The organism is Hyphomonas beringensis (assembly GCF_000682755.1).
Classification (GTDB): Bacteria; Pseudomonadota; Alphaproteobacteria; order Caulobacterales; family Hyphomonadaceae; genus Hyphomonas; species Hyphomonas beringensis.
In genome coordinates, this window is sequence record NZ_AWFF01000028.1 from 96,132 (window position 1) to 107,012 (window position 10,881).

Genomic DNA, 10,881 nt, shown 5'->3' on the forward strand with positions numbered 1-10,881 from the left:
ACACGAAAAGAGGAATACCCAATGGCCGATCAACTTCCCGAGACAAGCCTGCAGATCCGCACGCTGGTGACGCCGGAAGGCAAGCTTGAACTTTCCCTTGAAAGCGCACCGGTGAAAGTGCCCGGTCCGGACCAGGTGCTTGTGCGCGTTGAAGGCACGCCGATCAACCCGTCCGACCTCGGCCTGCTGGTCGGCGGTGCGGACATGTCGACCGCCGTGCAGGGCGGCACGAAAGACAGCCCCACCATTTCGGCTGATGTGCCGGCAGGCGGCCTGCGCGCAATGAAGGCCCGGCTTGGCCAGTCGCTGGGCGTGGGCAATGAAGGGGCAGGCACCGTGATTGCGGCGGGCGACTCCCCGGCGGCGCAGGCGCTGCTTGGCAAGATGGTCACCTGCCTGGGGGGCAACATGTACCAGGAATACCGCACACTGCATGTCTCGCAGTGCATGGCCCTGCCAGACGGCACGACCGCAGAGCAGGGTGCATCCTGCTATGTGAACCCGCTGACGGCGCTGTCTTTCGTTGAGACGATGAAGGCCAAAGGCCATTCCGCCCTCGTGCATACGGCGGCTGCGTCAAACCTTGGCCAGATGCTGAACAAGATCTGTCTCAAGGATGGCGTGCCGATCCTGAACGTTGTCCGCAAGAAAGAACAGGAAGACATCCTGCGCGGCATCGGGGCGAAACATATCGTCAATTCTTCCTCAGACACCTTCATGGAAGACCTGATCAGCGGCCTCGTCGAAACCGGCGCTACGATGGGCTTTGATGCCATTGGCGGCGGTCCGCTCGCCGGCCAGCTGTTGATTGCCATGGAAGCCGCGGCCAATCGCAAGATGAAGGAATATTCCCGTTACGGCTCCGGCACAGAGACACAGGTCTACATCTATGGCCGGCTCGACATGTCACCGTCCATCGTCCCGGCAGGTGTCGGCTTTGCCTGGAATCTCAGTGGCTATCTGCTGACGCCGTTCCTGGAGAAGGCCGCCCCGGAAGTGCGCGAACGCATGCACAAGCGGGTGATCGACGAGCTGAACACGACCTTTGCCAGCCACTACACGAAGACGGTTTCGCTCGCCGAAGCCCTCGATCTGGAGACGCTGCACGCCTACAATGCCAAGGCAACGGGTGAGAAATATCTGATCGCGCCGAACGCCTGATAGAGACTAGCCGATCCTGTCATGCGTTATGCGTATGGCATGATCGGCATCTTTCAGCACAACGATGTCTGCCGTCTCGCGGAGCGGAGCAATATGCTCCCGCAGATTGGGTAGATTGATCTGCTCCCAGACGGATTTTGCAAAGGCCACAAGTTCCGGTTCGGACATGTGCAGGAAATTGGCATAGAAGGAAGACGGGTCTTCTTTTGCCGCATGCCAGAAGCGCACAAAGCGTTCGAGGAACCAGGTCTGCAGATTGTCTTCCGTGGCATCCAGATAGATCAGGATGTCCGGCTCCCGGTCGTGACGCGGCGGGGGCGAGAGCGTTTGGAAACCAAGCCCTTCAAGGATCAGTATGTCCGGCTGGACAATCGTGCGCGTCAGGCCGGGGTCAACATCATAGGTCACATGGCTGTAGACCGGGAAGGCGGCCTCTCCGGCGGCAAGCGCTTCGAGTGCGTCGCCCATGGCCGTCATGTCATATGTTTCCGGAAAGCCCTTGCGCAGGGTTTGCCCGCGCTCTTCCAGAACGGCATTGGAAAACAGGAAACCGTCTGTGGAGATCGTTTCTGCGCGGTGAGACTTGTCGAGAATGTCCTCGACCTTGCCGGCCAATGTGGTCTTGCCGGAGGCGACAGAGCCTGTGAGGCCCACCACCAGGCTGTCTGTTTCGCGCTTCAGCTCCAGCAGCCGCTGGGCAAGCGTCTCGGTGCCGTCACGCCCTTCCATCCGCTACCGGCGCGCCAGCAGGGTTTCGCCTGCATCGGTGGACAGGATAAGGGCGCCGGTCTGGTCAAAGGAAAACTCCGTCACGCGGCTCAATATGTCCGTGAACCGGCTTTCCTGATCCATCTGCGCTTCACCGCACATGCGGCGTGTCAGGGCGAGCAGGCCGATGGCGAGATCATTGCCGGTCTGCTCATATTTGCCGGTATAGCGATTGCAGGAGGCTTCTCCGTTCACCGTATCATCCGCGCCGAACTGGATGGAGACGCGGGCATAATCCATCACACCCGTTCGGTTGATGTCTTCCACAATCCATTCCTCTCCCAACAGGGCGGAAGACGGCGCGCCGGAGCCCATGGCATTGACCAGCATCAGCGTGCCGACATCGACATCTCCATCACCCGCCGCGATGGGATGTGCCGTGTCTGTCGTCCACAGAAGGTTTCCCTCCGGATCGCTGATCGTCGCGCGCAGGGTATAGCTCATACGCGGTTCCAGCGCGGTGGAATCGTAGATCAGGGTGAACGGGATCGGCACCTGCTCCGCACCGATCTCGATTTCTTCGGCGGCGATCAGTGTGGAGGGCGCATCAGCCAACGACACATCGATAAGGGTGACTTCCGCCAGGCTGCCGGGGATCAGGGCTATCCGCTCCCGATAGGTCAACTCGCCGGTGATGGCATGTTCCGTGGGCCGTTTAGCATCGGGGGCTGACACGTTGACGGTCCTCGTTTCAGGAGAGACGCAGGCGGTCAACGCGCTGGCCGCCAGCAAGCCGGACAGGCAAATCAGTCGGAACATATCAATCATCCTCTACATGGTGTCATGTCGAGGCGTCAGTCTACACGGTCCGTTTGGCTTTGTCTTTCGCGTTCGTGGCTTCGATGGCGTCGCGCGCGGCTTGCCATTCTTCATCACCCCAGGCCGTCAGCTGGGCGAAGTTGCCACCGCTTGCATTATAGGCGGCCCCGTCAATCGCGATGGTCTGGCCGTTCACATATTCCGCGCCGCGCGCCATCAGGAACACGGCCAGATTGACCAGTTCGTGCATCTCACCCACACGGCCCATCGGGTTCCCGCCGCCGGAATCCATGCGCTTTGCGCCTTCGGAGTCCGGTGCAAGGCGCTTGGACATGCCTTCCGTGGGGAAGGGGCCCGGCGCGATGGCGTTGAAGCGCAGGCCATAGCGGCCCCACTCAACGGCCAGTGATTGCGTCATCGTGTTGACGGCCGCTTTAGACATGGCCGAGGGCACGACGAACGGCCCGCCATTCCAGACCCAGGTCGTCAGGATGGAACAGACGCTGCCCCTGTCACCGGCCTTGATCCAGCGTTTGCCGATATCCTGCGTCATGTAGAAACTGCCGCGGAACACGATGTTCGAAATCGCATCAAAGCCGCGAATGGAGAGGTCTTCGGTGCGGCTGATGAAATTGCCGGCGGCATTGTTGATCAGGCCTGTAAGGGCGCCGTGCTGGGCCCAGATCTGGTCATTCATGTCAGTGATGGCCTCAGCCACCCGAATGTCACAGGCATGGGGCACGACCTTGCCGCCATGCTTGTCCATCAGCTCACCGGCTGTGTCTTCGCACACCTGTCCGCGCCGTCCGCAGATATGTACTTCAGCGCCCAGCTTCAGGAAGCCTTCGGCCATTTCCTTGCCAAGCCCGGTGCCGCCGCCCGTAATGAGAACGCGTTCGCCCTCCATCAGGCCGTCGCGATACATCAGTTTTGTTATGTCCATGAAATTTCCTCCCGGATATGCAGTCCGGGAGGATGATAAGGCGCTTGGGACAACTGCAAAGCTGTCACGCAGGGTCAGTCTATTGTGGCCCTCAGATTTGCAGCCGTTTCGGCGGCGTCATAAGCGCGGGAATTGCCTTGCGGCTTCGCCCCCTGATGGATCACCATTTCCAGCGTGTGGCTGTAGACAACGCGTGTTTCGGTCTCGATATCGCTGCGGCTCACATCGACCGGATAGCCGCGTGTCGTGCAGCCCAGAACACCGCAATCGCGGCGCAGTTCCGGGCGGCTCATCACGCCATTATCGGCCAGGCGTTCCTGAGTGCGGACATCGCCTGAGGTCTCATCGCCGACGATTTCGAACCACTCACCGCCATTTTCCATGGTCACTTCTGCCGCGCGCAGCAGGGCCATGTTCTGTACCTCACCGGACGTCTGCGCGGTATCGCCTCTATAGGTGACCCGGTAGCGGTTCGCCTCGATCACCTGAGAGGAATAGCCTTGTCCGTCATCTGTCAGGGCAGGGCGATAGTCCGGCGCGGAGGCGCAGGCGGTTGTGATCATCAGGCCGCAAACGGCTGCAATCAGGGAATATTTCATGTGGGGCTCCTGTCCCGTCTTCAACAAGTCTACGCAGGAACGGCCCGGGGGTTCCCGTGCCCCGGCCTGACCTATTTGCGAAACGGCAGGCTGATCAGCCGCCAGAGCACCCAGAGCGGCAACACGATGGTTGCGCCTGCCAGCGCCGGTTTCCAGAAATTCTGCAGGGCCCAGCCAAGCGCGGAAACCGCCGTCCGCGCGACATTCATGATGGCTTCGCCTGCATTCACATCGGGATTGGTCGGATCGAATTGCGAGGCCAGCACAAAAAATCCGACCAGAATGCACAGACCAATCAGCTTCAGAGCGCCCCAGATAGAGATGCCGAACAACCGCGCCAGCAATGGGCGCGGTTCAGGTTTGGCTGCCGCCTCTTTTGCCTTCGGTGTTGGCTCGGGCGCCGGTTGTGGAATCGGCTCGACCGTGACTTCAGGCAATTCGGAAGAAGGCGGAGGGGTGGTCATATGTCTTGAGGGCTCACTCTAGTCATTTGCGGCTTCTTTATGGATCTCCACCTGATGCGGATACGGAATGGAGATGCCTTCACGATCAAAGGCCTCTTTCACCGCCTTGGTCAAATGGAACTTAACATCCCAGAAATCAGCAGCCTTCACCCAGCTGCGGCTGGCGATGTCGACAGAACTGTCGCCCAGATTGACCACTTTCACGAACGGTTCCGGGTCACGAAGGATGCGGTCGTCTGCCTCAATCACACCTTTGATGATGTCGATGGCCTTGTCCATGTCGTCATCATAGTCGATCCCGAAGGTGACGTCCGCGCGGCGCGTGTCATAACCGGAATAATTCTCGATCACGCCATCAATGGCCTGGCTGTTTGGCATGATGATTTTGACATTGTCCACCGTGGCAAGAACAGTCTGGAACAGGTTGATATCCTTCACCGTACCGGCAACACCGGCGGCCTCGATATAGTCGCCCAGCTTGTAGGGGCGGAACAGCATGATCATGACCCCAGAGGCGATATTGCCAAGCGCGCCCTGCATGGACAGGCCAATCGCCAGGGTGAGTGCGCCCAGCACGGCAACAAAGCTGGTCGCCTGAACACCAAAGACCTGCAGAACGGCAATGAACACAGCTGCCATCAGGCCCCATCGAACAAGGGAGGAAAAGAAATTCCCGAGTGTGTCGTCAATGCCTTCGCGCTTCAGCGCCTCCTTACGCACCGCTCCTGACAGCCAGCCCGCGATGCGCAGGCCGATGATCAGGACAAGAAGCGCGCCGAGCACTTTCAGTCCGAAGGCGAGAATGAAGGGGGAGTATTCAGCCCACAGAGCGCTGGGGGTGAGATCTTCTGGCATACCGGTCTCCTTTTGGGGATTGGGGGCGTTTAGGATTCAATATCACTTGTCTTGGGCAGTTCAGCTGGTTCAACCTCCGGCTGAGGGTGCGGGCGATAGGCCATATTGACCTGGTGCGGGAAGGGAATGGTGATCCCTTCGCGGTCAAAGGCTTCTTTCACGCCCTTGGTGATATCCGCGCGGACCTGCACAAACTCCGGCGTGGCAACAAAGGCGCGCAGACGCAGGCGCACGCTCCAGTCGGCCAGTGTATGAACGCCCACCCATGTCTCTCCCTTGGAGAGGACACGCGGATGATCATTCGCAACGGCCAGCAGAACCTGAAGCGCATGGTCCATATTGTCATCATATGAAATATCGAAATAGAGGTCGAGGCGTCGGCGTGTCTGGCGCGTATGGTTGACCAACGGGTCGGCCCATACCTTGTCATTCGGGATGGAAACCGTCTTGTTGTCGATCTGCCGGAACGTCGTTCGGAAGGGCGTGATGTCGGAAACCTCGCCTTCCATACCGGCCAGCGTCACATAGTCTCCGATGCGGAAGGGGCGGAACAGGGCCAGCATGACGCCAGCCGCGACGGCTTTCAGCGTATCCTGCAGGGCCAGGCCGATGGCCAGGGCTGCGCCGCCCAGCAGCGCGGCAAGAGATGCGGTCGGGAAGCCAAGCTGCGTCAATGCCAGCACAATGGCGATGGCAAAGATCAGATATTTCAGCAGCGAGGCGGAGAAGGCAAACAGCGTATCGTCTGCGCCATGATGGGCATGTGCCTTGCCACCAAAAGCGCGCATGGACCGGGCCACCCAATTGGCGAACAATACGGCAATGACAAGAATGGCCACCGCCGCAAAGGCGCTGGGCCCGCGCTTCTCTATGATGGCTCTCCAGTCATATCCGGCGAGACCCAGGGGCAGGGGAGACATGAAGATCAGTGCGAAGACCCGCGCGATCGAGCTGGCAACATCCCAACTGGACCCTTCAAAGGATTCGTCTTTAGCCGTGGCCCGCTTGCCGACCCTCATGATCAGGTACTTTATCAGACCCGAGACAAGCCAGATCAGGATACAGGCCAACAGCACCAGGCCCCATTTCTCCATGAAGGGCCATGACGACGACAGCCAGACAGGCCAGTTGGTCGTATCGATGTCTGGCAGGGTGAGGTGTTCTATGTCCATGAGAGGGCCGGATCTTGATCTATGTTTGACTGTAAGAGAGCGTCAGTTTGTGCGCCTTGTCCAGTTTTTCAGCTGGGCACCACAGCGCCATCTGCACCCCGGAACAGTCGCAGGGAAAGGATCACAATCAGGACAATCCCGCTTGTGATGGCCAGCCAATGCATCTGTGTCTCCATCCAGTTGTTCAGGATGATGCCGATCACACCCCAGCCGAGTGCGATGAAGTACCACCAGCTGCGGCTGATATAGCGCGCGAACATCCACGCGGCCATGCCTGCGGTGATCAGCGTCGTCCACAGCATGTTCCAGGGCAGGTCGGTTGGTCCAAGATCGGTAAAGGTGCGGATCGTCAATGGAATGGAAATGGCGATGGCAACACTGATCCAGCCTGCCAGAAGGCATGTGGTCATGTCGGCCAGTGCCTTGATCGGGCTCCAGCCGGTTTCCCGAAGGCGGTCCAGTCTATAGGCGGCGAGCCATGCCGTGATCGCAATCGGAAACAGAAGCAGGAAATTCAGGGGCTGATACGCGATGAGTTGTGCGCTGATCATCCAGACCACATTGAAAAGGCCTGCCAGCGCCAAGGGCTTTGCGACATGGTCCATCCAGGGTTCGCGTTTGCGCCAATAGGCGAGACCGAACAGGAAATATGTCAGGAAGATCACGCCCCAAATGGAAAAGAACACAGGCAGGGGTTGTTCCGGTGCAGCGATGTCGCGTGTGGCATTTCCAATCGGCGTACCAATTCCAAAGGCAGGGGCAAGCGCCCCGGACAGGGGTTGCAACAGGCCGAGCACGATGATGATCAGAGGCAGACGTTTTTCCATGCCAGTCATATGTGCCTGAATTCTCAGGTGGCAAATAAGTTCCGGCTGAAAAAAGTATGATGCCATCGGGCGAATTTGCGTTATACGCCGCCGTCTCTGCGGAGACTCAATAGAGGAATTTGCTCATGGCAAAGAAACCTGTGGCCAAGAAGGCCGCTGCGAAACCGGCCGCTGCTAAAGCGGCTACCACGGCGAAAAAACCGGCTGCAAAGGCTGCTGCTAAACCTGCTGCTGCGAAAGCGGCACCGGCGAAGAAAGCTGCTCCTGCCAAGAAAGCTGCACCAGCTAAAAAGGCCGCTCCGGCCAAAGCTGCTGCTGCCAAGGCTGCGCCGAAAACGGCAACGACCACGACCCTGCGTCAGATGTCTGCCGAAATCGCAGAGGCCCATGGCCTCACGAAAAAACAGTCCGAGGAAATCTTTTCCGACATGGCTGACCGGATCACGAAGCGCCTCAAAAAAGGCGAACGTATCCGCATGAACGGCCTCGGCACGCTGGAAGTGCGCAAGCGCCCGGCACGCATGGGCCGTAACCCGGCAACGGGTGAGTCCATCAAGATCAAAGCGTCGAAGAAAGTTGCCTTCCGCGTTTCCAAGGAACTGAAAGAGTCCGTCTAAGGATTTCTTCTTCCGTACAAAATTCAAAGGGCCGGGCGGTTTTCTGTCCGGCCCTTTTTATTCGCGGACCCAGAAATCAATTCCAGCGGTCTGATATGCGGTTTGGAAGTTTTCATCCGAGCTTCTGCATATACGCAGAAAATCGGTTTGAGGCCGCCAGTACCCTATATGCCAGCCCATTTCCTTAAGACGGTTCAGGCTTTTCCGACCCAGGTGAGATGTCAGATCAGGCCTGACGTTTCCTTGATCATGGTATTTGCAGAAATCCGCGTAAGTGTGGATCATTCGTAGATTATTCTGGCTCATCGGTTTTTCACTCCTTCCCGTTTTTCAGCTTAGACTCTGTTATGCGGAATGTAAGAGTTGATTTGGGGCGGACCGTGCCGTCCTTATTCCGGCAGCATCGCCTCCAGCGTTTCCAGACGGTCTGCCTCTTCGGCAGGCTTGTCCCAGCGGATGCGGTTGATGCGCGGAAAGCGCATGGCGACGCCGGATTTGTGGCGGGCAGAGCGCTGCAGGCCTTCGAAGGCTACCTCCAGCACCAGCGACGGCGTAACAGAGCGCACGGGGCCAAAGCGCTCAATCGTGTTGTCACGGACGAATTTGTCCAGCTGCTTCAGCTCCTCATCGGTAAAACCGAAATAGGCCTTGCCGACCGGGGTGAGCCGATCCTCGCCGTCTTCATCGCGCCATACGGCGAAGGTGAAGTCCGAATAGAAGCTGGACCGGCGGCCGTGGCCGCGCTGGGCGTAAAGCAGTACGGCGTCGACGAGATACGGGTCGCGCTTCCATTTGTACCAGTGGCCTTTGACCCGTCCGGGCAGATAGGGGCTGTCCCAGCGTTTCAGCATCAGGCCTTCAATTTCCGGAGCAGGGGGCTGCATCCGATGGGCGTCCAATGCCTCCACGGTTGTGACAGGCACAAGGGGGGAGAGGTCAAATCGCGGAGTGTCCACGCGGGCGATGAAGGCTTCCAGACGTTTGCGACGCTCCCGAAAGGTCAGTTGGCGGACGTCCTCTTCGCCATCCTGCAACAGGTCATAGGCGCGGATGAAGGCCGGATGCGTGTCCATCTGCTTTTTCGACACCGTCTTGCGGTTCAGGCGTTGCTGAAGCGCGTTAAAGGGCGCGACGCCTATCCCATCCTCTGCGCGCACCAGAAGCTCGCCATCGATCGCACCCTCGAAGTCCATCGCCGCCAGCACGTCCGGGAAGGTGTGGGAGATATCGTCCCCCGTGCGGGTATATATGCGCCGTACACCGTCTTCGGAGGTGGCCTGCACGCGGATGCCGTCATACTTCCACTCGGCGGCAAAGGCTTCTGGCGTAATCAGCGCCGGGTCGACCGCATCCGGATTGTCCCTGTCGGCTTTTGCGACCAGCGGGTGGGCCAGCATGACCGGCCGGAAGGGGGCGCGAATGTCCGGCTCGGGCCGTTCTGTCTTGCCTTCCAGCCAGGCAAACAGGCTCTCATAAGGCGGGGCGAGGCCATGCCAGATCTCCTCGATCTCTGTCACGTCAACGCTGCCGAACTCGGCCAGCGCCAGCTTTGCGAGCCGCGCGGAGACGCCAATGCGCAGGCCGCCCGTGATCAGCTTCAGCAGCGCCCAGCGGCCTGTCGGGTCCAGCCCATCAAGCCAGCCGGCGACCAGGCGCTGCGCCCCGGGCCGGGTGGCCTCTTCCAGCGCCTCGACGATCTCTGACAGGGGCGGCGGCCGGTTCGCGCGGCGCTCTCCCGGCCAAACGAGGCTGACGGTTTCGGCCATGTCGCCAACATAGTCATAGGACAGGCGGAAGAGTTCCGGGTCCATCCTGTCGGTAATCAACTCACGGATTGCGGCGGGCTTGATGCTCTTCAAGTCGAGGTCGCCGGTCAGCGCGCCAAGGGCATAGCCGCGGTCCGGATCCGGCGCGTTGCGAAAATAGGAGACCATCAGGCGTAGCTTGCCGTTACGGGAAGGCGTTAAGACTAATCGGTCAAGAAGCTCTGCAAAGGCCTGCATGGGTCCTAGATAGAGCCGCCGCGCCAAGAATCCATCCAAGGGGAGCCCTTCATGAGCCTGAAACTGCACCATCTGAACGCCTCGCGCTCGCAGCGTATTGTCTGGCTGCTGCTCGAACTCGGCGTGCCGCACGAGATTGTCCATCATAGCCGCGATCCTGAAACACGGCTCGCCCCGGCGGCGCTGCTGAAGGTGCACCCGATGGGCAAGTCACCGCTGCTGGAAGACGGCGATATCGTCATCGCGGAGACCGGCGCGATTGCCGAATATCTGCTGGCCAAACATGACCCGGACCACACACTGCACCCGCGGTCTGATTCGGCTGATTTTCCGCGCTATCTCGAATGGGTCCATGCGGCTGAGGGCGCGATTTTCCTGCCGGGCCTGTTCCGCTTTTACCTGATGAATGCCGGCTTGCTGGAGACGCCGCTGGCCGCCTCTATGGAGGCTGAACAGGTCAAAGCCATGAAGACGATCGAAGGGCATCTGGCGAAGCATGCCTATTTCGCCGGCGACAGCTTCACCGCCGCCGATTGCCTGATGGCCTTCCAGATCCAGTCCGCCGCCGCAATGGGCGCGCTGGAGGCCTTGCCGGCGACGAAGGCCTGGCTGGAGACGGTCCAGGCCCGGCCAGCTTACAAGGCGATGCTGGACGTAGGGGTTTAGGGGGGCATTCTGCCCTCGGCAGCACCTAAAGCCGGACTGGCCGCAAC

At 59.7% G+C, this 10,881-nt stretch carries 12 protein-coding genes; 3 read left to right on the forward strand and 9 right to left on the reverse strand.

The genetic code is table 11. The annotated features are described in order from the left end of the window. The first annotated feature begins 21 nt into the window (after window positions 1–21). Complete coding sequence (locus HY29_RS05305) at window positions 22–1,161, forward strand: zinc-binding dehydrogenase (protein ID WP_034793582.1); 1,140 nt, start codon at window positions 22–24, stop codon at window positions 1,159–1,161. A gap of 6 nt (window positions 1,162–1,167) precedes the next feature. Here HY29_RS05305 and HY29_RS05310 read toward each other — a convergent pair whose 3' ends face one another. From HY29_RS05310 to HY29_RS05345, 8 genes are all read right to left on the reverse strand, one after another. Continuing rightward, entirely contained in the window at window positions 1,168–1,890 is a 723-nt protein-coding gene (locus HY29_RS05310) for a nucleoside/nucleotide kinase family protein (RefSeq protein WP_051601153.1), read from the reverse strand. Window positions 1,891–1,893: 3 nt separating this feature from the next. Then, window positions 1,894–2,688 carry an META domain-containing protein gene (locus HY29_RS05315; protein ID WP_034793584.1) on the reverse strand — a complete coding sequence of 265 codons (795 nt, stop codon included), beginning with the start codon at window positions 2,686–2,688 and terminating at the stop codon, window positions 1,894–1,896. A 40-nt stretch (window positions 2,689–2,728) separates the two neighbouring features. Beyond that, window positions 2,729–3,631, reverse strand: a complete 903-nt coding sequence (locus HY29_RS05320; protein ID WP_034793587.1) for an SDR family oxidoreductase — start codon at window positions 3,629–3,631, stop codon at window positions 2,729–2,731. Between the two features lie 74 nt (window positions 3,632–3,705). After that, entirely contained in the window at window positions 3,706–4,230 is a 525-nt protein-coding gene (locus HY29_RS05325) for a CC0125/CC1285 family lipoprotein (protein WP_034793589.1), read from the reverse strand. Window positions 4,231–4,301: 71 nt separating this feature from the next. Next, window positions 4,302–4,694 (reverse strand): hypothetical protein, encoded by a 393-nt coding sequence (locus HY29_RS05330; RefSeq protein WP_051601154.1) that lies wholly within the window; start codon window positions 4,692–4,694, stop codon window positions 4,302–4,304. Between the two features lie 18 nt (window positions 4,695–4,712). Continuing rightward, complete coding sequence (locus HY29_RS05335; RefSeq protein WP_051601155.1) at window positions 4,713–5,549, reverse strand: mechanosensitive ion channel family protein; 837 nt, start codon at window positions 5,547–5,549, stop codon at window positions 4,713–4,715. Between the two features lie 29 nt (window positions 5,550–5,578). Further along, window positions 5,579–6,721, reverse strand: a complete 1,143-nt coding sequence (locus HY29_RS05340) for a mechanosensitive ion channel family protein (protein ID WP_051601156.1) — start codon at window positions 6,719–6,721, stop codon at window positions 5,579–5,581. A gap of 68 nt (window positions 6,722–6,789) precedes the next feature. Continuing rightward, the gene (locus HY29_RS05345) at window positions 6,790–7,557 is read right to left on the reverse strand and encodes a hypothetical protein (protein WP_034793592.1); all 768 of its coding nucleotides are present in this window, start codon (window positions 7,555–7,557) and stop codon (window positions 6,790–6,792) included. 116 nt (window positions 7,558–7,673) lie between these two features. Here HY29_RS05345 and HY29_RS19345 point away from each other — a divergent pair, with 116 nt between their 5' ends. After that, on the forward strand, window positions 7,674–8,165 hold the full coding sequence (locus HY29_RS19345; protein ID WP_081811234.1) for an HU family DNA-binding protein: 492 nt from the start codon (window positions 7,674–7,676) through the stop codon (window positions 8,163–8,165). Window positions 8,166–8,554: 389 nt separating this feature from the next. On the opposite strand, the gene HY29_RS05355 is transcribed toward HY29_RS19345, so the two are convergent. Further along, window positions 8,555–10,168 (reverse strand): cisplatin damage response ATP-dependent DNA ligase, encoded by a 1,614-nt coding sequence (locus HY29_RS05355; protein WP_034793595.1) that lies wholly within the window; start codon window positions 10,166–10,168, stop codon window positions 8,555–8,557. A 51-nt stretch (window positions 10,169–10,219) separates the two neighbouring features. On the opposite strand from HY29_RS05355, the gene HY29_RS05360 reads away from it, so the two are divergent. Continuing rightward, the gene (locus HY29_RS05360) at window positions 10,220–10,834 is read left to right on the forward strand and encodes a glutathione S-transferase family protein (RefSeq protein WP_034793619.1); all 615 of its coding nucleotides are present in this window, start codon (window positions 10,220–10,222) and stop codon (window positions 10,832–10,834) included. Window positions 10,835–10,881 lie beyond the last annotated feature (47 nt).

Coding starts and splice junctions, on each gene's coding strand:
- HY29_RS05305 (WP_034793582.1), top strand. CDS start 22: ATGGCCGATCAACTTCCCGAGACAAGCCTGCAGATCCGCACGCTGGTG.
- HY29_RS05310 (WP_051601153.1), bottom strand. CDS start 1,890: ATGGAAGGGCGTGACGGCACCGAGACGCTTGCCCAGCGGCTGCTGGAG.
- HY29_RS05315 (WP_034793584.1), bottom strand. CDS start 2,688: ATGTTCCGACTGATTTGCCTGTCCGGCTTGCTGGCGGCCAGCGCGTTG.
- HY29_RS05320 (WP_034793587.1), bottom strand. CDS start 3,631: ATGGACATAACAAAACTGATGTATCGCGACGGCCTGATGGAGGGCGAA.
- HY29_RS05325 (WP_034793589.1), bottom strand. CDS start 4,230: ATGAAATATTCCCTGATTGCAGCCGTTTGCGGCCTGATGATCACAACC.
- HY29_RS05330 (WP_051601154.1), bottom strand. CDS start 4,694: ATGACCACCCCTCCGCCTTCTTCCGAATTGCCTGAAGTCACGGTCGAG.
- HY29_RS05335 (WP_051601155.1), bottom strand. CDS start 5,549: ATGCCAGAAGATCTCACCCCCAGCGCTCTGTGGGCTGAATACTCCCCC.
- HY29_RS05340 (WP_051601156.1), bottom strand. CDS start 6,721: ATGGACATAGAACACCTCACCCTGCCAGACATCGATACGACCAACTGG.
- HY29_RS05345 (WP_034793592.1), bottom strand. CDS start 7,557: ATGACTGGCATGGAAAAACGTCTGCCTCTGATCATCATCGTGCTCGGC.
- HY29_RS19345 (WP_081811234.1), top strand. CDS start 7,674: ATGGCAAAGAAACCTGTGGCCAAGAAGGCCGCTGCGAAACCGGCCGCT.
- HY29_RS05355 (WP_034793595.1), bottom strand. CDS start 10,168: ATGCAGGCCTTTGCAGAGCTTCTTGACCGATTAGTCTTAACGCCTTCC.
- HY29_RS05360 (WP_034793619.1), top strand. CDS start 10,220: ATGAGCCTGAAACTGCACCATCTGAACGCCTCGCGCTCGCAGCGTATT.